Source organism: Chamaesiphon sp. (assembly GCF_041737865.1).
GTDB lineage: Bacteria > Cyanobacteriota > Cyanobacteriia > Cyanobacteriales > Chamaesiphonaceae > Chamaesiphon.
Genome location: NZ_JBGSQZ010000172.1, coordinates 1 through 21051 on the forward strand (window position 1 = coordinate 1; position 21051 = coordinate 21051).

The 21051-nt window shown below is 45.7% G+C and carries 18 protein-coding genes; 10 read left to right on the forward strand and 8 right to left on the reverse strand.

The genetic code is table 11. The annotated features are described in order from the left end of the window. Positions 1 to 98 precede the first annotated feature (98 nt). From ACEW9J_RS13040 to ACEW9J_RS13050, 3 genes are all read left to right on the forward strand, one after another. Positions 99 to 998 carry a M48 family metallopeptidase gene (locus tag ACEW9J_RS13040; protein WP_373545550.1) on the forward strand — a complete coding sequence of 300 codons (900 nt, stop codon included), beginning with the start codon at positions 99 to 101 and terminating at the stop codon, positions 996 to 998. A 51-nt stretch (positions 999 to 1049) separates the two neighbouring features. Further along, a complete protein-coding gene (locus ACEW9J_RS13045) occupies positions 1050 to 1664 on the forward strand; it encodes a hypothetical protein (RefSeq protein WP_373545551.1) in 615 nt (204 codons plus the stop codon). A gap of 424 nt (positions 1665 to 2088) precedes the next feature. Further along, positions 2089 to 2766, forward strand: a complete 678-nt coding sequence (locus ACEW9J_RS13050; RefSeq protein WP_373545552.1) for a hypothetical protein — start codon at positions 2089 to 2091, stop codon at positions 2764 to 2766. 14 nt (positions 2767 to 2780) lie between these two features. Here the strand turns inward: ACEW9J_RS13050 and ACEW9J_RS13055 are convergent, their stop codons facing one another. Then, the gene (locus ACEW9J_RS13055) at positions 2781 to 3413 is read right to left on the reverse strand and encodes a type I restriction endonuclease subunit R (protein ID WP_373545553.1); all 633 of its coding nucleotides are present in this window, start codon (positions 3411 to 3413) and stop codon (positions 2781 to 2783) included. A gap of 79 nt (positions 3414 to 3492) precedes the next feature. After that, a complete protein-coding gene (locus ACEW9J_RS13060; RefSeq protein ID WP_373545554.1) occupies positions 3493 to 4749 on the reverse strand; it encodes a CCA tRNA nucleotidyltransferase in 1257 nt (418 codons plus the stop codon). Positions 4750 to 4790: 41 nt separating this feature from the next. Here ACEW9J_RS13060 and ACEW9J_RS13065 point away from each other — a divergent pair, with 41 nt between their 5' ends. Beyond that, positions 4791 to 5039 carry a Ycf34 family protein gene (locus ACEW9J_RS13065; RefSeq protein ID WP_373545555.1) on the forward strand — a complete coding sequence of 83 codons (249 nt, stop codon included), beginning with the start codon at positions 4791 to 4793 and terminating at the stop codon, positions 5037 to 5039. Positions 5040 to 5207: 168 nt separating this feature from the next. Here the strand turns inward: ACEW9J_RS13065 and tsaE are convergent, their stop codons facing one another. Continuing rightward, a complete protein-coding gene (gene tsaE / locus ACEW9J_RS13070) occupies positions 5208 to 5642 on the reverse strand; it encodes a tRNA (adenosine(37)-N6)-threonylcarbamoyltransferase complex ATPase subunit type 1 TsaE (protein ID WP_373545556.1) in 435 nt (144 codons plus the stop codon). A gap of 46 nt (positions 5643 to 5688) precedes the next feature. Beyond that, positions 5689 to 7122: a uridine diphosphate-N-acetylglucosamine-binding protein YvcK gene (gene yvcK / locus ACEW9J_RS13075; RefSeq protein WP_373545567.1), complete on the reverse strand. Its 1434-nt coding sequence runs from the start codon at positions 7120 to 7122 to the stop codon at positions 5689 to 5691. Positions 7123 to 7784: 662 nt separating this feature from the next. Between yvcK and ruvC the strand changes: the two genes are divergently transcribed. Further along, entirely contained in the window at positions 7785 to 8285 is a 501-nt protein-coding gene (gene ruvC / locus ACEW9J_RS13080; protein WP_373545557.1) for a crossover junction endodeoxyribonuclease RuvC, read from the forward strand. Positions 8286 to 8341: 56 nt separating this feature from the next. After that, on the forward strand, positions 8342 to 8590 hold the full coding sequence (locus ACEW9J_RS13085; RefSeq protein ID WP_373545558.1) for a hypothetical protein: 249 nt from the start codon (positions 8342 to 8344) through the stop codon (positions 8588 to 8590). Positions 8591 to 8681: 91 nt separating this feature from the next. Here ACEW9J_RS13085 and ACEW9J_RS13090 read toward each other — a convergent pair whose 3' ends face one another. The 3 genes from ACEW9J_RS13090 to ACEW9J_RS13100 form a co-directional block, all read right to left on the reverse strand. Further along, the gene (locus ACEW9J_RS13090; protein WP_373545559.1) at positions 8682 to 10298 is read right to left on the reverse strand and encodes a pentapeptide repeat-containing protein; all 1617 of its coding nucleotides are present in this window, start codon (positions 10296 to 10298) and stop codon (positions 8682 to 8684) included. A 1021-nt stretch (positions 10299 to 11319) separates the two neighbouring features. Then, complete coding sequence (locus ACEW9J_RS13095) at positions 11320 to 13593, reverse strand: glycogen debranching N-terminal domain-containing protein (protein WP_373545560.1); 2274 nt, start codon at positions 13591 to 13593, stop codon at positions 11320 to 11322. Between the two features lie 222 nt (positions 13594 to 13815). Continuing rightward, positions 13816 to 15084 carry a M16 family metallopeptidase gene (locus ACEW9J_RS13100; RefSeq protein WP_373545561.1) on the reverse strand — a complete coding sequence of 423 codons (1269 nt, stop codon included), beginning with the start codon at positions 15082 to 15084 and terminating at the stop codon, positions 13816 to 13818. Between the two features lie 447 nt (positions 15085 to 15531). Between ACEW9J_RS13100 and ACEW9J_RS13105 the strand changes: the two genes are divergently transcribed. The 3 genes from ACEW9J_RS13105 to ACEW9J_RS13115 all read left to right on the forward strand — a co-directional run bounded on the left by ACEW9J_RS13105 (position 15532) and on the right by ACEW9J_RS13115 (position 18126). Continuing rightward, the gene (locus ACEW9J_RS13105) at positions 15532 to 15831 is read left to right on the forward strand and encodes a hypothetical protein (protein WP_373545562.1); all 300 of its coding nucleotides are present in this window, start codon (positions 15532 to 15534) and stop codon (positions 15829 to 15831) included. A gap of 132 nt (positions 15832 to 15963) precedes the next feature. Next, the gene (locus ACEW9J_RS13110) at positions 15964 to 16902 is read left to right on the forward strand and encodes a hypothetical protein (RefSeq protein WP_373545563.1); all 939 of its coding nucleotides are present in this window, start codon (positions 15964 to 15966) and stop codon (positions 16900 to 16902) included. Between the two features lie 234 nt (positions 16903 to 17136). After that, complete coding sequence (locus ACEW9J_RS13115) at positions 17137 to 18126, forward strand: hypothetical protein (RefSeq protein WP_373545564.1); 990 nt, start codon at positions 17137 to 17139, stop codon at positions 18124 to 18126. Here the strand turns inward: ACEW9J_RS13115 and ACEW9J_RS13120 are convergent, their stop codons facing one another. Then, the gene (locus ACEW9J_RS13120; RefSeq protein WP_373545565.1) at positions 18127 to 18816 is read right to left on the reverse strand and encodes a 4'-phosphopantetheinyl transferase superfamily protein; all 690 of its coding nucleotides are present in this window, start codon (positions 18814 to 18816) and stop codon (positions 18127 to 18129) included. 132 nt (positions 18817 to 18948) lie between these two features. On the opposite strand from ACEW9J_RS13120, the gene aspS reads away from it, so the two are divergent. Next, positions 18949 to 20742 (forward strand): aspartate--tRNA ligase, encoded by a 1794-nt coding sequence (aspS, locus tag ACEW9J_RS13125; RefSeq protein ID WP_373545566.1) that lies wholly within the window; start codon positions 18949 to 18951, stop codon positions 20740 to 20742. Positions 20743 to 21051: the final 309 nt, after the last annotated feature.

The window sequence follows — 21051 nt, forward strand, 5'->3', positions numbered from 1 at the left end:
TCGCTGGGGTACTGTCTGAGCCAGACGCAGTTCTTTTAGTGTTAGGTCTTCTTCTGGAGTAAGAATGATTCGTAGAGGTGCTGGCATCAGGGACTTTATTGGAACTCATCTATCTTATATTTAATTGCGCCTACCTACTTACCAATTATCAACTACGTGTAGCTGCAATCGCCGCGATCGGCTATGGGTATATGGGGCTGATTTGTCTGACTTTATTTAGTAGTTTATGGTTATTACGATGGCTGGTTGAACTGACTCAACATCACACAATTGCCTTAGATCCTCGCCAATTATCGATGCTATTTGGTTTAGGGACGATCGCCACTTTTTGGGTATACTCTCCATCACCTAGCGATCGCGAAATTCAGCGACATGATTTTCCCGAACTCTTTAGCTCGATCGATGAATTGAGTGTTAAGTTAAACACCCCTAAAGTTCACCATGTCCTAGTCAATTATGACTTCAATGCCGCCATCAGCCAAATATCGCAGCTCGGTTGGTGTGGCTGGCAGCGCAATTATCTACTGATTGGCTTACCATTATTACAGTCGCTCACTCCCTTGCAATTTACAGCGACACTCGCACATGAATTAGGACATCTATCTAATCATGATAGTATCTTTACTGGGTACATTCTGCGGGTGAGACAGATATGGGAGCAGCTCGAGATCGATAGTAATTTAGTTGTTTTTCAATGGTTCTTTCGCTGGTATGAACCACTCATCAAAGCCTATTCTTTTGTATCGATTCGCGATCGTGAGTATGCCGCAGATGCTTTAGCAAAACGAATGACGAGTCCAGAAATTGCGGCTAGTGACTTAATTCAAACCTATATTTATCAGTATTATCTCCAAGAGGATTTTAGCCGTCAACTCGATCGACAAGCACAGAGTAGTGAAACACCACCCCCAGATGTCGTAACGCAAATGTTAGCGGCTTTGCGTCAACCCCTCGATCCTCAAACCGCACAGATTTGGCTAAATTTAATCCTGGCATAAGCCACAGATACCGATGATACCCACCCATGTTTGAGCGATCGATTGGCGGCTATGGGCTATCCTATCCCCAAATCCTGGACACCCACACCCATTTTTCAGACTGCTGCGGAACACTTTTTTGGCGATCGATTGGCAGATTTAGCCGCCGAACTCGATCTGCGCTGGTATGAGAGTCGCAAAACTAGATGGCGACAGCAATATCAACAAGCGGAGTATCAGCGCGAATATTTAGCCACTCTCAATCTCCAAGCTACTACGCAATCCTTAACTCTCAGCGAAGCTACCATTCAAGCTGAGTTGGTGACTCAATTACACGGGGATTTATCGGCTTTACAAATGTGGCAAGAAATCCTCGCTCAAGCTCCAAGTCATCCACGCGCAAATTATCAGGTAGGTAAAATTCTCGTCAATCGGGGACAGTTGAGCGGTTGTGTTTATTTAGAACGATCGATCGCTTTAGAGCCAGATCTAGTCATACCTAGTTGTGAGGAATTATATCGATTCTATAGTTGTCAAGCCGATCCAATCTCAGCAGATATTTATTTAGAGTGGCGACAAAACCATTTACCGAAACAGTGGCGATCGAAATTAGAACGCAATATCAAGGATACCGATCGATTTATCCCCCACGATCTAGCACCAGACTTAATTAAAGAAATTTGTTAGAAGTTAGTTAATTTTCAGCGATCGAACGGGCATATTTAGTATGTAAGCCGATGCAAATTTTTGCAGATCGATCGTACGTACTGGGAATCCAAATCGCCAAAACTAAATCTACTAGTCATCAAAATTGGCAATCGGAATCTGAATTAGAGCGTGTAGGATATCGATTACAAATAGAGTTGAATTTAGGTAAATACTTGGTACTTGTCCCTTTCGATCGCCCAACCTCTCGTAATCCAAAGTTAAGATTAATCAAAAATATTCAAAAAATACCTAATGCCAGAATATTTTAACAAAGAGTAGGGGTTTAAATCTCCATCCTAAAACCTCGTCTTGATTCGCTGTCAACACTGTGCCTACGGCAGGCTATCGCCAACGGCTTCGCTGAGTGCAAGCTGTCAACTATCAACTGTTCAAATAATCTAAAATGTCCAAGCAGCTCCAGTCTAGTTTTTTATCTCAGTGGCTACTAATTCAAGTTTTTGGTTCCATCGCTCTAGCAATTACAACTCAGGCAATTGTTACATTAACGATCTTTTCCTTTCAGGTCGATAGTCTGAGGACGATTTGTCTACTGAGATTATTAGGTTATCTTTTGAGTACTGCAATTCAAGGATATCTCCAATGGCATTTGCTCAAGCAAACGATCGCATCACTCGATCGGCAGTGGATTTTTACAGCAGTTGTGGGACTACCGATCGATATTTTAACCTGGAGGTTAATTCATCTCGGTACCCAGACATTAGTATTGGATGAAGATGGCACCGCACTAATTATTTTAGCGATCGTGGGTGGCATCATGGGTGGTATTAACGGACGAATGATTGGCAATTGGCAAAAATCTTTATTGCGGCAACGCCTGCACTGGCGATCTCTTTGGCATGATTGGGATCGAGAACAATTACTCGCTGGTGTACTCGGTGGCGTTGTCAAAACGGTAATTATTATCGGCTCAGTGTTTTTGTTTGACGGGGATTGGATGGCGTCGCCACTAATTGCATTTATTTGTACGATCTCCCTAGCTGCGAGTTCACAGGTGATATACGGTGCGATCGTGGGTGATACTATTTATGATGTATTTAAACAAGCCAAACTATTAAAGTAACATCGGAGCTAATTTCATCCAGCTTCTCGACCAATTTGACGTAATATCCGCAGCACATCGATCGATTCTTCTGCCGATCCTAAAGTTGCGAATACCCTTGAAACAGCATATTGTGGTAATCCAGATTTGTCTACTTTGATAAATAAAATTTCATCACCATTTGTTAACATTCCAAAACATGGACGTTCTAGATTTGGATTACCCATCAAATATGCCAACGCTTGGGGTAAAGCCGACCAAATTGACAACATCGTCTTCTTCGATTCCAAAATTATTACCCATACAGCATCGCAAACGACCAAAGCATCAATTCTGCCTTGTAAAACCTCTTCACTATCCTGCAAGACTAATCGAACTGACTCCTCAGCCCGAACTCGAAATGGCGGATCGTAAAAACCAGTAAGAGCTAATAATGGCGAGGCAAAGAGCAGTGTTACCGTACTTTCTAGTAACTGTCCCGCAGAGCGATGGTAGATGTAGCGTCGTCGTAAATCTGCTAAGAGCGTGCGATCGATTGAAGTTAATTCTGGTAAATCTTGTTGCCATTCCGAGAAAAAATTGGGATCTTCAGTCCTAATTAAGCTAAATCTCTGCTCGGCTGCTAAAAGCGTTGTAATGGCATCAGTAATAGCGGTAGTTTGGCTCATTTTTTATCCTTACAGCGGTTTGCGGGTTGATGGGGTACATCGATCTTCAAAAGCCTGATTTGGGAAGAGGTACAGGATTTCAAGTGTCCCCTATGTTCCTGAGAACCGCTGTATCGATTGATAGTATCCACTCACGAGCAAATTCGATCGCATCTGCTGATGTAGATATTTTACCCAAAATTCTCGCTATTTGGATTTCAGTCAAGAGTTTACCGATCGTCGGAGAGGGCGGGATTTTTAATGATTCAACTAAATCGCGTCCGCTCACTAATGGAGTTGGATGTGCAACTTGATTGTGAGGATCGAGATAGCGATCGATCGAAGTTACTAAATCAACTAGCTCGACTCCAGCGGTAATTGCTAATATAACTAGCAGAGGAAAATTATTACCCACCGATTGAAACCAAAAATATTGCTCTGTGAGAGACATCTCTGTCCCTAGTAGTTGCGGTAGATAGGTAATTGCTGTAGTTACTACCTGAATTTCTGCCGAACTAAAAGTCAGCCGCAACATCTGAGCTGTAGCTAATTGTAAATCTAGTGATAATAAGAGCGTGAATTTACCCAGCGACTTCCGAGAAATCGCCATCGTATCGCGTAAGGCTCGATCGAGTTCGCGATCGAGTGCGGGATAATATCGTTGAATTAATTGACACGCTCGATCGAACTTTGCCAATCTATCTACAACATCTCGTACAGGTATTTCTAGCCAACCTGTCAACAGATCGTCCGCCACCATCATCGCCAACCATCGACTGCTACTAGGTGCTTGCAACAAATAACGCAACTCCATCAGCACCCTTTCCGCCGCAACAGTAGTCAGCAAGGGGACTAACTCCCGAATCGCCCGACGAGTACCCGACTCGATCTTAAAATTAAGTTGCGCCCCCTGACGATAGGCTCTGAGCAGCCGTAAAGGATCGCTAATAAGGTTATCTCTGCTAACCATCCGCAACATACGTTGCTGGATGTCCTGAGTGCCATTGAGCGGATCGAGTAGCTCCTTTGTTTGCAAGTCATAAGCGATCGCATTGATTGTATAGTCGCGCCGTGCCAGATCGTCAGTAATACTACCCCCATCCTGTTGGGCGATATCTACCGTCAGCCCTGGAAATACCACCCGCGCAATCTGACGTTCGGCATCCAACAATACAAAACCCGCTCGATATTCCGTCGCCAACTGTCGCGCCACCGCCACCGCTCCAGCCGCAATGACCAAATCCAAATCCAATTCCGCCCGTACCCGCATGAGCAAAGCATCTCGTACTGCTCCACCCACCACATACACTGGTGGTAATAAATTTAGGTCGAATGGTAGATTGTCTAAAAATTGCATAGAATACAAGATATTGGTTAGTTCCTAACCCCTAAAATCTTATGTGTATATGTATCAATTGCGAATATGTCGATCGCTGTACGACCTATCATGCAGTCGAAGAACAACACCAGCAAGCGCATCTGACTACGCTACCCGACTTTGAAGCTACCCAACCCAGTATCAATGTCAACATCCGCACCCTCGATGATGGTGTCGAGATGGAATGGGATGTCGTCGGTTGTCTGAGTTTCACTAAAGATAGCGGCAAATGGTCGCGATTACGTCCAGGAGAATTAATTCCTACTTAAATTAGATCTCCTGCCAAAGTCAGAGGTTAACTGTGATGAGAGGGTAGAGGGTAGAGGGTAGATAGTAGCATTCGCCATAGGTAGGCAAAGCCCTATGGCGAGCCGCTAAACCGTCGGAGAACAAAGGCTCAATTTAGAATCGCTACCCTCTACCCTCTACCCTAGTTTCTAACTAATCGTTGAAATTTTAGCAATTCTGCCATCGACGCGATCGTAAGTCAGTTCGAGCCGGAGATAATTGGCGGGCAAATATGATAGTCTCTCAGCCCATTCGATCGCGACAACTCCTAATTCGGTTTCAAGTCCCAACCAATAAGATTCTAACTGGATATCGTCCACCTCAGCAGATGTCAGACGATAAAGATCTAAATGATATAGTGGCAACCGACCACTAAAATACTCATTAATAATCGTAAAAGTGGGACTGACGATCGAGTCTACAATATTCATGCCTTGGGCTAAACCCTGAACCAATGTAGTTTTGCCGCTACCCAACTCGCCTGTCAACAACAATACACTACCTGCTGTCAAAGACTTACCCAGATCCATCCCCAATATATGGGTAGCATTTGCATCTGGTAAACTGACAATCCGTTCGCTCATAATTCGATCGATTTCAACTAGTCAAGGGCTGACAGAAAACATCTGGCTATCGGGCTGACTTAGCTCGCGTCAATGGTGTTACCTTGCCATTTCCATGTGGCGAGGAATCCTGGGCGCGACGGTAAAAATGAATCAAGGCTTTAGCCAAACGGCGCGAATTGTGACGTAGATAACGATTATTCGGATCTTCTTCCATCACATTAACAGCAAAGATGCTCCGCCCCAATTGTTTTACATCATCTCGATCGAGCAACACAGGATAAGAATTTTCTTCGGCATAATACTGCAAGCAATCGGTAGATGGTGGACTTTTCTGTACTAATACTGCATCGAATAGTCTTTGACCGCAAGCACGATCGATACTTTCAATATGATCTGCGACTGTATAACCAGTTGTTTCCCCAGGCTGAGTCATAATATTACAGACATAAATCCGAGGAACTTCCCTTATGGCTATTGCTTGGGCGATTTCGGGGACTAGCAAATTGGAAATGACGCTGGTATATAGACTCCCTGGCCCCATGATAATATAATCCGCCTCTTGGATTGCCGCGATCGCCGCAGGTAGTGCGGGAGGATTGGCTGGAGAGCAACCAATTTCGACAATTTGATCGTTGGATTTACCGATATTCGATTCGCCCTCGATCGTCCGACCATCAGCTAGTCTCGCCCACAGAGATACATCTGTCAAAGTTGCAGGTAAAACTCGACCGCGAATGGCCAATACTTTAGAACTAGCAACCACAGCTCGTTCCAAATCTCCGGTAATCTCCGACATCGCTGTCAAAAATAGATTTCCAAAGCTGTGCCCGATCAAACCATCGCCAGCTTCAAATCGATATTGAAACAACTCAGTCAATAACTTCTCTTCATCCGCCAGTGCAGCAATACAGTTGCGGATATCTCCAGGTGGTAAGACGCCAAAATCTCGCCGCAGTCGCCCCGAAGAGCCGCCATCGTCCGCCACAGTGACGATCGCCGTCAGATTTGCACTATAGAGTTTCAAGCCCCGTAGCAGCGTCGATAAGCCAGTACCACCACCAATCGCCACAATTTTTGGACCTCGATTCAGGCGGCGATTGTCCCAGAGCATATCCAAGAGAGTTTGTTCGCCGTCTGGACGTAAAACTTTACTGATTTCACCGAGGGAACGACCGTGCCCCCAAAATACTAGGAACAAACCGCAACCCAGTACGATTGGACCTGATAAGTAATGCGGGACAACCCTAGCTAAGAACTCAATTATGCGATCTACAAGCTGAAATAGCAAAAAAATTGGCGTGAGTTTGAGCCAAATCGCTAAACCCAAAATCGTCATCAGTACGCCGATGTAAATTGTCAACAGCCACCGTTTGACAAAAATTCCTGGCGACAACCATTGGAATAGTCGCCTAAAACTAGAAGATTTGCCGTTTGAGGGCAAGGTACCAGCACTGCGGCTTAAATTCCTGACTGCTTGTCTAAACAGACCGATCGACATCATTTTTATGATTAAAAATAAGAGAATTTTTAAATTTGGGGATGGACTTGAGATGAGTCAATCTTACAGGTACTCTGACAGATCGGAAAGAGTAAGTTGAAATTTGGTGCTTCCAGCTACTTACTCCCTTCCCACTCAAGCAATAAACATCACGTCCACACTTTGCCTACGGCAGGCTATCGCCAACAGTGCAAGCCATTCACCATCCACCATTCACACTATGCCTACGGCAGGCTATCGCCAACAGTGCAAGCCATTCACCATTCACTGTCTTGAAAAGGTGCTCTACTTGGGGAGACCCCAAGACCGCACTTTTCGCCATCAACCATCCACCATTCACCCCCCTACCCTAAGTGTCTAATTTGACACACAGGAAGTAGCTTTTCTACACCGATAACTCGGCTCACGCCTCAACTGTAAGTAGTGGATGCCTCATCTACCCATTTAATCCGATTATAATTGCGATCGTAAAGGTTTAATCTCTAGGTTTAGCCATCAATACTTCGGACAGTTTTAGATCGCCAAAGATAGAATGAGGGTTTCAGCCTTGTTCTATCGGAAGATGACTAACGAGAAATCAGGGGTTTCAGCCTCCTTCTGAAAAAGTGTCCGGACTATTGGCCATAATACTCATGATTAGATTACAGGTTTGAGATTAATTTTTGGTTAATTTAACGACAACTACCAGGATTCTCGGCTTAGATCCAGGGTTTGCCCGTTTGGGCTTTGGCGCGATCTCTATTTCTCGACATACTCGTCCGCCAACAGTGACGATGATTGATTTTGGGATTATCCAAACTCCGGCTCGGACTGAGATTGGTTCTAGACTTCAGACGATCTACGACGACCTCCACAGCTTGCTTGACGAAATTAAACCGGATTTAGTGGCGATCGAACAGTTATTTTTCTATAAGATGGGAAATACGATTCCAGTCGCTCAAGCACGAGGCGTGATTTTGCTAGTAATTGCTCAACATCAAATTCCCTGGGTGGAGTTCACCCCAAGTCAAATCAAGCAAGCAGTTGCGGGTTACGGCAATGCCAATAAGCCGGAAGTCCAAGCTGCCGTAGCTAGAGAGCTAGCTTTGGATAAAATTCCCCGCCCCGATGATGCTGCTGATGCCCTAGCAATTGCTCTGACTGCCTGGTTACAAATCGATTGATAGCTAATGATTAGACGATCGATTGCAATTAATTTAAAGCTCAAATAACTAATATTATGATCGCTAAAATTTCAAATCTTATTAATAACTTGCTGACTGCTAATGTCTTTTTTGTGATATTTAGTTTTGTGTGGTTTCTCATTGCGATCGTTGGCAAATATCTTCATCTACCGTTCGGTTTGCTAGTTTGGCAAAGCCTCTGGCAACCGCTGTTTCTACCCGCAATTAGTGTATTGATGGGCGGGGCAATCCTCAGTGGAACTATTAGCTATGTATCGAAGAGCCTAGATAGATCGTCTTTCTAGCCAATCGAATTGGGACAATCGCTCGATTGCCCCATCCAGCGAATACTGAAGATTAGAAAATACTCCATCGTGTCAAAATCTCAACACGACCTTACCAGAATCCACCTCGCTTACCATTGGGAAAGACAGTCATAAAATTAGTTTTAGCCTGATTTAACTGCTCTTCGGTGACTTTAACACCCTTCAAATTTGCCCCGCATAGATTCGCGCCATGTAGATTGGCATAGTTGAGATAAGCTTCACTCAAATCCGCACCACGAAGATCGGCATTTTGGAGATTGGCATAGCTAAAATAACCTTTACTGAGCACAGTATCTTTCAGCACCGCGCCACTGAAATCGGCTTTGTCAAATTTACCAGCCGCTAAATTTGCGCCCTGAAGATTGATATAAGCACAATTGGCATTACTGAGTCCGATCCCAGGCAGGTGAGCTTTGGAGAGGTCGAGACCACTGATATCTAGCTCGTGAAAATTTCTTTGTCCGCGTCGGAATGCAGCTAGAACGCTCTGTGCGTCTTGCTTTAATTGCTCCCGTCGGGGCGGTTGGATCGCCGGAACACCGATACCCGTGCGAATGTCCGCACCAAATCGGCTGGGTTCGCCCCCATTTTTAATATTCGTCGGATCGCGAGACTCTCTTTGTTCTCTGATCTTATCTGCCATTCGTTTCGCAGCAGATGTGGCGGGAGCGGGGGGAGCATTGGGATTATTCGGGACTCCTGGTAGGGGACTTTGACCTAATGGGAGGGGATTTTTGGGGCTGTTGACAGGACGCGGTGGCAATCCAGCCTGAGGAGCGGCGGCAACTGTGGTTGTTTGGAGTGCCCGCTGGACTTCTTCGACTGACTGATAGCGGTACCGAACGGATACCTCTAACATTTTGCCCAATACTTGAGTCATGTGTTTGCTCAACTTGACATGGTTTTGCCACATCATTTCTCCAGTTGAGGGATTGTACTCGATATCTTTGGGCGATCTCCCCGTCATCAGGTAGATACAAGTTACGCCCAAAGCATAAATATCGCTGGCAAAGATCGGTCGCATTGCCAACTGTTCGGGTGGAGCATAACCCGATGTACCTACAGCAAATTGGGTATTAGAGCCTTGTTCTACTCCTTCTGGAGTTTCGACTTGGGCGACATAGTTTTTGACCGCTCCAAAGTCAATCAAGACTAGTTTGTTATCCTGTTCGCGCCGCAAAATGTTGGCGGGTTTAATATCGCGGTGGATGACTTGCTGAGAGTGGATATAGGTAATGACGGGGAGTATTTCGATCAAGAAGTCGTGAATTTTTTCTTCTTTAAACAGTCCCATCTGTTTAACTTCTTGATGGATGGTGTGTCCGCTGACATATTCCTGGACGAGGTAAAAGTTCCGACGTTCTTCAAAAAAGTCCAGCAGTCGCGGGATCTGGGGATGGTTGCCGATTTTGCCTAAGGTTCTAGCTTCCCGCTCGAAAAGTTCTCTAGCCATCCGTAAGAACTTTTCGTGGTTGTTGCTCGGTCTAAGCTGCTTGATGACGCAAATTGGTTCGCCAGGAAGGGATACATCGATCGCTACAAAGGTAGCACCAAAGCCGCCTTGACCCAGTGATTTTGTGACGCGATAACGATTGCGTACGAGCAACCGTGCGCCACAGGCTTGGCACAGGAAAGCATCGATCGGATTTTTAGGTTGGGGACAGTCAGGGTTTACGCAGTAGCTCATTGAGCCTCACCAGTGGAACATTTCTCTTGACATACTTTTCTCGATCGGCATAATATCCTTGGGGGAATCACGCTTCCATTGCCCAGGACAGACTAGCTCAGATTCAAATTTAGATTTAACTAGATGATTTTGCCCAGCCATTGCTAGTGCAGTGACGCAGCCGCTCCGAACGGAGAAACGCTTGAGTTGCAGGGCAAGTAAAGGATTTAGCTATTTGCTTCTAATTCTACCGCTTTTATTCACACGATGTGACTTTACCTCGTAATATAGTGTAGTTTGGGAGATCTTGTTGTGCCAGCGATAGCCAAGATATGGGGGTACTCGGTCAAGAGTTCGTTGGCAGAGCCGCTCAGAATGAGAATCGATTTGGTTATACCAATTGGTTCAATTCTAAAATTGAGATCTTACTTACTTGACCGACTACTCTGGGCGGCTATGCCAGCCAAATCGATCGCGTTATTCTTAAAGTACCCACAAGTCGATCGCAATCTAGCTTCTAGTCGAAATATTTAAATCGATCTATTTACCTCAGTCTAAATGAGGCCTTACTCCTTCCCCTTTTAGAACCTATTTGAGATCTTCTGTCTTGTCGATTCTTTTATTCGACGGCGTTTTATTCGGGGGTTTCCCCCGAATAAAAAACGCCAAGACGAAGTTCCCTCCGAATAAAACCGCCGCCGAATAAAAAAGCGACGCATCAACCTGGAGGTTTCCTCCAGGTTGTGTGCGTCAAGACAACCCCCAGATCCGGGTTCTGCCCACACTAGGAAAATCGCAACCCTCAGATTCTCTTAGGATACCGATTTGCTGCTCACTGGAAGATCTCAAATGGGTTCTGTAAGAGGAGGGTAAAGAAGATCGACTCAAATAACTTGTCGCTACATATACTTGGCACGGTCAAAGCTTGCGCTTTTGATAAAAACACGATCTATCGATAATGTCCCCATACCCGACAGCCCACACCCCACACCCCACACCCTAACCTCAAATTATGACCGTGCAAAGTATAGTAGCAATAGAATTATGCTTCGATCGTGACGCGGAGATTACCGCGCTTTTTGAGGACGCGACAGGAAGTAGTCGCCCGAACGAGATCGCCTTCAGCATCCTGCTCGCGGGTAAAACCCAGATCGATCGAGGTTGCTCCCACGCGCAAATTTTTGAATGAGAGTTGATTGATACTCGCTGGTAGAGCCGGATCGAGAATCCGCAGATAGTTGCTCGGAGCATCGGGGACTAAATTGACCATCATTTGCAACAACTGAAAAATCGTGCCAGTTGCCCAGGCTTGGGGAGAACAAGCGACCGGATATTGAATCGGGCTTTGCCCGACGACCCGTCCGTACCCACAGAACAGTTCGGGGGGACGGTGGTAAGGCTGATGAATGGTCATATCCAAGATGCCTTGAGCGACTTCTAGGGCTTGTTCGACGGCACCGACAGAGCGTAAACCCATCGTAATCAAACTATTGTCATGCGGCCAGACCGATCCGGTATGATAGCCGATCGGATTGTAAGCTGGCGACTGACTGCTGAGTGTCCGAATCCCCCACCCACTAAACATATCTGGTGCCCGCAACCGTTCGGCGACGCTTTTGGCTTTTTCTGGATATAAAAGTCCGTGCTGGAGACATTGACCTGGATTGGAGCTGATACTATTTACCTGTCTGCCCGCACCATCGAGAGCCAGAGCGAGAAAATCGAGATCGGTAATCCAGAAATCGCGATCGAAACGTTGTCGCAGACTCTGGGCTTCTTGCTGCCAGCGAGTGGCGAGTTCGGTTTCTTGGCGAATTTTTGCCAGTTCACTCATCCGAATTTTGGCAGCATAGACATAAGCTTGGACTTCGCACAGGGTGATGGGGCCAGTGGCAATCTTGCCCTGACGATCGACGATACAATTGCCAGAGTCTTTCCAACCCTGGTTTACCAGTCCCCGTGCTGAGGTGCGAAAGTAGGTCAGATATCCAGTATCAGCCGACATCCGATCGATCCAAGCCATCGCCGCTAGCGCATTTCCCCACAATAGATCTAATGTCTTGGTATCATGAGTCCAGGCATAATATTCGGCATATAGCATCAACCACAATGGTGTTGCATCTACCGTCCCATAATAGGGAGTATGCGGAATCTCTTGACACCGAGCCATTTCCCCCGTGCGTAATTCATGGAGGATTTTCCCTGGCTGTTCTTCCCGCCACTCATCATCTACTTTCCCCTGATATTGAGCCAGTACCATCAGGGTTTCACGGGCAATGGTCGAATCTAAGACCAGAATTTGACTCGCAGCAATAATCGCATCCCGTCCAAATAGGGTACAGAACCACGGTACGCCCGCAGATAGTACTGTAGCTTTAGCACCAGGATGATTGGGGGTCGAGCTGGTAAGATCGAACGACTGACGCAATAAATAGATGTCTTGTTCTGCACGTTCGATCGCTCGATCGATTTCGGGATTATCGGTACGGATTTGGGTGATTTGCGATCGCCATTCATCTTCTTCCATCATCTCGGCGGCTTTTGCTTGAAACAGTGCCATCGGGCTATTCACCCGCGAGACTGGGCGATTGTTCATCAACATTTGCAAGCGATAGCCGATCTGACAACTGGCATGAGATTCCAACTCGATCTGCCAGATGGCGGTATATCCTTTGAGATAGTCAGGGAGACGATGTGCAAACTGAATGTGTGACTCTAAAATCGCTCCATCCAATCCCTGATAAGCCAGCGTCAATTCATTAGCTGTCGTTCGCTCTTGCCCATCGGGTTGGACGCGATGGAGTAGTTCACCCCGTTGTTTGCGATGAAAACCCCGAATCTCGAATAAGTCCGAAAAGTCCGCCTCAAAGCTCAAGCTGATTTCAAAGCTAACCGATGTAGTGTTATAGTTATAAATAGTGAGTTCTTCAAATAAACTCCCATTGAGCACTAGTTCCCGTTGAATACTGATTGTTTCGGCATTGATATTTGGGATCGTCGGATTGGTACATAGTGCCGATAGCGCGAACCCTTTATCGGCATTGCAAGTAAGCAAAATCGGCGAACGTCCAGCAATTTGTAACTCCAACCGACTCAAGAAACGCGTATCCCGACAAAATAAGCCCAAACTCGCGATCGTTTCGTCTTGCGAACAGCCAGAAATATTTCCCAGTGTGTCGGTAATTAGAAATAGATCGTCATCTTTGAGCGTGAGTGTGGGTTGGTTCCGATCGATCAGAACACACCCCCAAGCAGGGATATCTAACTCACCAGCCGGAACAAAGACTTTTCCTTCAAGCTCGATCGGATTGGACATAGCGATACCTCTCTAGATGGAGTAGCTGACATCAATAATTCTTAATGCCCATCATACAGTAATCGGCTAGATTGAGCCGATTTCAACGCCGTTTGGGTCTAAAGATTGAGTCAAAGATGTTGTCTCGATCGATATCGATTATTGGCGTTGCTGATTCGAGGTATGATTTCCCCAGTCTCCCAGTCCCCCCATCTTTCATGCCAAAAAGCAACGCCCGATCGCTTACTCTGGTTTGACTGTGATTACTCCATAAGCGGTAGGGGAAAGATAATGACGAGCAGCGAGTTGGATCGTTGTCGCATCTAGAGATTGGATTTGTTGGGGATAATTCAAGGCTGGGGAGAGATCGCCGACGATCGAGTGATAATAACCATACAGATCCGCTCGATCGCTAGGTGTTTCCGTCCCAAATATATACCGATTGGCAACTTGACGCCGGATGCGGGAGATTTCTGCTTCGGTGACGAGGGTAGTTTGGAGTTGGGAAATGTGCTCGGTGATGATTTGCTCGACTTGGGCGATATTTTCGCTCGGCAATTGGGCACTGAGGTAGAATAGCCCCTGAATCCGGTTGCTCATATTGCTAACGCTGATATTATTTACCAGTTGGCGTTCTTCTCGCAATTCCTTCACCAAGCGGGATGTCCGTCCCGATCCGAGGATCGCAGCTAAGATGTCTAGAGGATAGGTTTCGGACAAATCCACTAGTCCAGGTACGCGCCACACCATAATCAATCTCGCCTGCTTGAGACTGGGATCGATATGCTCTTGACGGACTACTCGTGCAAATGCAGGTTCGGGCGCGGGACGAGACTTTTTGCCGACAAATTCCGCAGTCGGGATATTGCCACTTTGAGATGCAAAACCATCAGCAACGATGTTAATCAACTCATCTACAGGTAGATTCCCCACAGCCACCGCCGTCATCGCGGTAGGTTGATAATGGGTAGCGTGAAAATAGCGCATCTGTTGGGGTGTCACACCCTCAATTACAGCTTCTGGGCCGAGTACCGGACGCCGATATGGTAATTTAGCAAATGCCACTTCGATCGCCTGTTGATAGATCCGGCGGGAAGAACTATCATGCGACCTACGAATCTCTTCGAGTACCACCAATTTTTCGCGTTCAAAATCATCATCAGGAATGCGCGGATTGGTGACAACATCGATTTGGAGTGGTGCTAGTGCTGCAAAATCTTTAGGTGCAGTAGTGATGTAGTAATGGGTATAGTCGTGACTCGTCGCCGCATTCGTCACCGCGCCGCGTTCTTCTATCAGTCGCTCGAATTCCCCCGCAGCTAGTCTAGAAGTACCTTTGAACACCATATGTTCTAAAAAGTGCGCCATCCCGTTAATCGCATCAGTTTCTAGGAAAGAACCTACATTGAGATAGATGTTCAGATTTACCGCCTCAACAGGCATCTGTTCGGCAATGATGGTCAATCCATTGGGTAATGTGTGAACTGTAGGGCGATTGAGTGTACTAGTCACGGCGATTGTGCTCCTGTTGAATAAGGCGATCGAATGTCACTGTCTTCCTTAGTATAGTAGAACCGTATGTACCAGAAGATCGAAGCTGTTTGTGACACCAGATCCGAGCGGTAGCTCACAGGAAAAGGTAACTAAAAGGTAACTAAAAAGTCACCTAAGATTTACGATCGTATTTCGATCGGGCAAAAAGTCACAAAAAAGTCACAAGTTTATTTGAACCTCCTCTAAAAATATCAAAATCAGATCGGTAACAGCAACTTTTTATTTGAACAACGATCTCTCAAAAACTTACGGCACAGGCTTTTCAGCGATCGCTCAATTATTTCGATCTATATTTGGCAATTTAACAACACGGGCTTAGCAAATAGTGGACATTTTAAATAAGTGGATGTAATAATGTGGACAAGACTCCATCGAGAGCCTTCAAATCAATCATTAGGTAACAAAATGTCCAAATTTACACCAGCTATTCTCCTTGGCTTGCTAACTGTAATTACCTCGACTCAATTCAATAATCCTGCTCAAGCAGCGACTGAAGTAGCCCCTAAAAATAGTAATATTTTTATCTTGGGTGGACAGTCTTTGCCAGATTCAGCAGAAATTTTGAAGGGCGATCTAAATGTAGTTGAAAAAGAAAACCAATACTTAGCATCAATCGGTATTGAATTAGGCACTGAGATGTCACAACGTCCTAGAACCAGTAGCAAAAATAGCTCCGGTGGTTATAGCGACTCTGATGTTATGTAATCTTTTCTAGACTTTTAAATCGGATTGATTGGGGAGTCTTTTACTTAGAAAAAACCTTGAAAGCTAGCTATAGATAGCTTTCAATCGTTGATATTTTAATTTCGATGGCTCCCTACTCGATAAAATTAGATTATGAAATCGAAATTAGTATTAATTATTTCTCCTGCTGACGATCTTCATGCACAGGTAGTTGCTAAAATGTTGACCGATCGGCAAATTTGGTTTGAGTGGATCGACTTGCGCGATCTCAACCAAAACTTACAAATTTCCTATAATGTTGGTGATACCATCGGGTTTAGATTAGTAACTTCAACTGGAAAAGTAGTTGAATCTCAAGATATTTTGTCAGTCTGGTGGCGGCGAGCATTACCACCAATTCCCAGTCCAACAGATGATGAGTCTGACACAATTTTTATTAATTGTGAATGGCTCCAGTTTATCGAGCAGCTAGAAAGCTTTATTCCAGCTAAATGGGTTAATTTACCATCTCACAACCGTGCAGCTAAACCCAAAGGTCGTCAACTGCAAATTGCCCAGCAAGTGGGCTTGAAAATCCCCCAAACACTGATTACCAATCACCCGTTAGAAGTTATCGATTTTGCCGATCGAGGGATGCCACTAATTTACAAGGGTATGGGTGAAGGCAAAGGTAAAAGTACTGGTACCAAAACATTACAACCTAACGATCTAGATAGATTAGGTAGCTTGCAGTATTGTCCAGCAATATTCCAAGAAAAAATTGAGGCGAGATTAGATATTCGCGTGACAGCGATCGGTGGCGTATTATATCCAGTAGAAATAGAATCTCAAACAGGTCACTCTCCCCTAGATTGGCGATTCGACCACGATGTACCTTTCAATCCCCATACTCTAGACACTACGATCGATCGTCAACTCAAGCAATTATTAGAGCGTCTGGGTTTGATCTATGGCGCGATCGATCTACGGCTGACTCCAGATGGCGAGTATGTATTTTTAGAAGTAAATCCCAACGGACAGTACCTATTTGCCGAAATTTTGGCGGGTATTCCTTTATCCGAAAAAATGGTAGATTTCCTATCCCAAGCTTAATTAACGCAAGTTGCTCCTGAGGAATCGACATCAATTAGGGATCGCCATCGCCGCCTACAACACCGATAGCAACGAGCGATCGTTAGAGATCATCGGACAAATCTAATTTTGAGTCTAGCCGAGTATTCAATCTGTAGAGATGACTGGGAATACTAGTATCTAGTAACGCGTACTCAAATTGCTAGTTTGACAACTATAAGATGAGCGATCTCTATTAATTACCATCTAAATTATATGCTCGGTCTCTCCAAAACACTCGAACGCTCGGAACACCTGTGGCGCAAACAAAACGTCACTTATTGGGCATTTGCCTGGGCAGCTTTATCGTTATTTACTTACATGTTTTTTAGCGGCTCGGCAGAAAGTACCGATAGACCATTTTGGTATCGCATCTTCACAGCATATTTCCTCCAAAATGTCCCAACTTTATTGGCTGGGTTACTGTGTATTCGGAATGGCTTGAGCCGCAGAATGCCAAGTGGCAGCCAAGTTTGGTTACTAATCGGGATAGCTTTGATATCTTACTTTGTGGGCAATATCTTCTTTAGTTCGTGGGAATTAGTCTGGCACCTCAATTCAACTGGTTCGCTCGGCGATCCGTTTTTTGTGATTTTCTATATTTGTCTGTCGCTAGCCATGCTGATGGCGATCGCCAGCAAGCGTGTCCGGTTGAATATATATCAATGGGCGATCGTCGTGGGAGTATCTATCTACGCCGCAACGCTGGTAATCTGGATTCTCAAACCGCCAGCGATGAGTTCGGCAGCCGCAGTTCAAGTTATGTCTGCTTCTACCAACCAAATTGAGCCGACAACAGCTTCATCTATGGCAACTGCTCCCGATCTTGCCCAGCCAGCCGAACCTGAGCCAGATGCACCTGGATGGGTGATGTTTTTCGACGGGATGCTCAAGCCTTACGGGCAGACTTTAAATGCTTTTTATGTCTGGTCTGATGTCGTTTTATTTGCCCTAGCCATCGTGATGATTTTAGGTTTTTGGGGTGGACGGCTCAGTAATGCTTGGCAGGTAAACGCACAGGCGATTATTTGCTACTACATTGCGGATATGTGGTTTGCTTATGCGGGGAATCAAATCAAAGACTATCAAGGTGGATTTATGCTGGAGGTCTTTTGGATTCTCGGAGCGATCCAATTTGGCGTTGCTGCGGGAATGGAGTTCGAGCATATGTTAGCCCGTCAGAAAGATGACAAGACGATCGGTTGATTAGCAGATCGATCGATATTTAATTCGCTCCTGTAGTAGCTGCTGGGAAACATCGTCTCCACCGATGACGATCGCCCCTGCATATCCAGAGGGAATATCTAGTTTCTGAATCTGCCAGATGTCACCTATGGGAGCGGAAACAATCGTCGCAGGTGTATGGGGATCGATCGAGACTTCAATTTGGTCTAATGGGGTACTAAGTCCCGTTCCGCAGGCTTTGAGATAGGCTTCTTTCTGTACCCAAGCATGAAAAAAAGCGGCTGATTGGATATCAATTGGCAAGTTGTGAAAAATGGCTTGTTCGGCGGGTGAAAAAAATCGATCGACTAAATCCGCCGCAGGTAAAGGGTGAATGTACTCTAAATCGATCCCAATCGGACTGTGACTAATGCCATATACGGCTCGATCGCCAGAGTGCGATAAATTAAACTGAATCGGACTCCCCTCAAGCTTAGGCTTCCCGTGCTGAGTATAGGTGAAAACGATCTGGGCTGGCGTAAGATCTAGATACTGACTGAGAATCTGCCGTAAATATCCCCGTGCGACGATCCAGCGATCTCCATGCAGGGGATTGATAAATTTAGCAGCACGTTGCCGTTCCTGAGTAGTCAAAAATTGACTAAACTCGTCAACTCGGTTGCGCTCTAAATTGAGAGTTACACTCCAGACATGAATCTCGCCTAATAACATCAACATGCTTGGATCTGGGGAACAGGGAATGGTAGATAATTAGAGACAGTCTATTTTACTCCTGTTCAGAGTTGCTTCAGGATAAGATAAAGCTCAAATTAATTGTCATCGAATTAGATTTAGTCAAAGCATATGCGAACCCATTATTGCGGCACACTCCGCACCGAACAAATTGGCGAAACTATTACTCTGTGCGGATGGGTAGATCGTCGCCGCGATCTTGGGGGGGTGATTTTTCTCCATTTACGCGATCGATCTGGTTCGGTTCAGGTTGTTAGCGATCCAGTTCGCACTCCCGATACTTATCATCTCGCCGAAACACTCCGCAGTGAGTACGTCGTTAAAATTACCGGACGAGTTTATTCCCGTCCCGCAGAATCTCTCAACGATCGCATTCCCACAGGCGCAATCGAAGTCTATGCCGAGCAAATTGAGGTGCTCAACCGCGTTCACAAGCAATTACCCTTCCAGGTATCCCAGACCGAAAATGAGTTCGTGCGGGAGGATTTACGCCTCAAGTACCGCTATCTCGACTTACGACGGGAGCGGATGAGTACCAATCTCCAACTCCGCCATCAGGTCATCAAAACTATCCGCCGCTGCTTGGAAGATCGGTTTAATTTCATGGAGATCGAGACTCCCATTCTGACGCGCTCCACTCCAGAGGGTGCCAGAGATTTTATCTTGCCCAGTCGGGTAAATTTGGGCGAATGGTTTGCACTTCCCCAATCGCCGCAACTATTCAAGCAGCTATTAATGGTATCGGGATTCGATCGCTATTATCAGATCGCTCACTGTTTTCGCGATGAAGATTTACGCGCAGATAGACAGCCAGAATTTACCCAGTTGGACATGGAAATGAGTTTCATGTCTCAGGAAGAGATTATCAACCTAAATGAGGAATTAATCGCTCGGATCTTTAAAGAAATTAAGGGGATAGAATTAGCTCTGCCATTGCCTCGGATGACGTACGCCCAAGCAATGGATGATTACGGGTGTGATAAACCCGATACCCGCTTCGATCTGAAATTAGTCAATGTTTCCGAGATATTTAAAGACTCCCAATTTAAAGTATTTTCAGGGGCGATCGCCAGTGGCGGTGTAGTCAAAATCCTCCCAATCCCTGGCGGAAATCAAACTATCTCCAACGTCCGCATTAAACCAGGTGGAAACCTATTTAAAGAAGCCGCCGAAGCAGGTGCAAAAGGTGTCGCTTATATCCGCGTCCTCGAAGATAATGAAATCGAAACGATCGGCGCAATCAAAGACTCACTATCCCCATCAAGTAAACAGCAGCTACTCACCCTCACAGGTGCCAAACCTGGAGACTTACTACTATTTGGTGCTGGCGATGCCGCGATGGTAAATAAAACACTCGATCGATTGCGATTAGTCATCGGGCGAGAACTCGGTTTAATCGATGATAATAAAGTCAATTTATTATGGGTAACTGACTTCCCCATGTTCGAGTACAACGCCGACGAAAAGCGACTCGAAGCCCTCCATCACCCCTTTACCGCCCCCCATCCAGACGACATCAACGATCTGACAACAGCCCGCGCTCAAGCCTACGATATCATCTTCAACGGTACCGAAATCGGCGGCGGAAGTGTCCGCATTCATCAACGCGAAATCCAAGAACAAGTATTTAGCGCGATCGGATTATCCACCGAGGAAGCTAATGATAAATTCGGCTTTTTACTCGAAGCCTTTGAGTATGGTACGCCGCCACACGGCGGGATTGCCTACGGACTCGATCGATTAGTAATGCTCTTGGCTGGTGAAGACTCGATCCGCGATGTCATCGCCTTTCCTAAGACGCAACAAGCACGATGTTTGCTCACCAATGCACCTGGAAGTGTAGATCTGAAACAACTCAAGGAATTAGAGGTAATTTCTACCTATAAACCGAAAGCGGACAGTTAGGATGGCGATCGTCATACCGATCGGATTAGTTAAGATGTGTAGAAACTTCCCCACAATGGGCTTCGGGCAAATAGTTTGATTTGATTCGAGGCATCGTTTATGGATGCCTTGAATGGTGAATTGGTTGCGAGATGTCTAAAAATGCCTATTGTAGATAAGACTCACAAACCTTGGAGGGTGACAGCACCGCTGTCACCAAGGCACCAAGGTATTTACAGCCTCAAAACCTTTGTAAAAATTCAGTCGATGCTGTGGTCTGTGTAGCATGAGTAATCCCACCGAATGGGACATTAGATCCATCATCATTAA

Excerpts from the sequence above, each read along its gene's own strand:
- ACEW9J_RS13045 (WP_373545551.1), top strand. The coding sequence starts at position 1,050 with ATGGGCTATCCTATCCCCAAATCCTGGACACCCACACCCATTTTTCAG.
- ACEW9J_RS13050 (WP_373545552.1), top strand. The coding sequence starts at position 2,089 with ATGTCCAAGCAGCTCCAGTCTAGTTTTTTATCTCAGTGGCTACTAATT.
- ACEW9J_RS13055 (WP_373545553.1), bottom strand. The coding sequence starts at position 3,413 with ATGAGCCAAACTACCGCTATTACTGATGCCATTACAACGCTTTTAGCA.
- ACEW9J_RS13060 (WP_373545554.1), bottom strand. The coding sequence starts at position 4,749 with ATGCAATTTTTAGACAATCTACCATTCGACCTAAATTTATTACCACCA.
- ACEW9J_RS13065 (WP_373545555.1), top strand. The coding sequence starts at position 4,791 with ATGTGTATATGTATCAATTGCGAATATGTCGATCGCTGTACGACCTAT.
- tsaE (WP_373545556.1), bottom strand. The coding sequence starts at position 5,642 with ATGAGCGAACGGATTGTCAGTTTACCAGATGCAAATGCTACCCATATA.
- yvcK (WP_373545567.1), bottom strand. The coding sequence starts at position 7,122 with ATGTCGATCGGTCTGTTTAGACAAGCAGTCAGGAATTTAAGCCGCAGT.
- ACEW9J_RS13085 (WP_373545558.1), top strand. The coding sequence starts at position 8,342 with ATGATCGCTAAAATTTCAAATCTTATTAATAACTTGCTGACTGCTAAT.
- ACEW9J_RS13090 (WP_373545559.1), bottom strand. The coding sequence starts at position 10,298 with ATGAGCTACTGCGTAAACCCTGACTGTCCCCAACCTAAAAATCCGATC.
- ACEW9J_RS13095 (WP_373545560.1), bottom strand. The coding sequence starts at position 13,593 with ATGTCCAATCCGATCGAGCTTGAAGGAAAAGTCTTTGTTCCGGCTGGT.
- ACEW9J_RS13105 (WP_373545562.1), top strand. The coding sequence starts at position 15,532 with ATGTCCAAATTTACACCAGCTATTCTCCTTGGCTTGCTAACTGTAATT.
- ACEW9J_RS13110 (WP_373545563.1), top strand. The coding sequence starts at position 15,964 with ATGAAATCGAAATTAGTATTAATTATTTCTCCTGCTGACGATCTTCAT.
- ACEW9J_RS13115 (WP_373545564.1), top strand. The coding sequence starts at position 17,137 with ATGCTCGGTCTCTCCAAAACACTCGAACGCTCGGAACACCTGTGGCGC.
- ACEW9J_RS13120 (WP_373545565.1), bottom strand. The coding sequence starts at position 18,816 with ATGTTATTAGGCGAGATTCATGTCTGGAGTGTAACTCTCAATTTAGAG.
- aspS (WP_373545566.1), top strand. The coding sequence starts at position 18,949 with ATGCGAACCCATTATTGCGGCACACTCCGCACCGAACAAATTGGCGAA.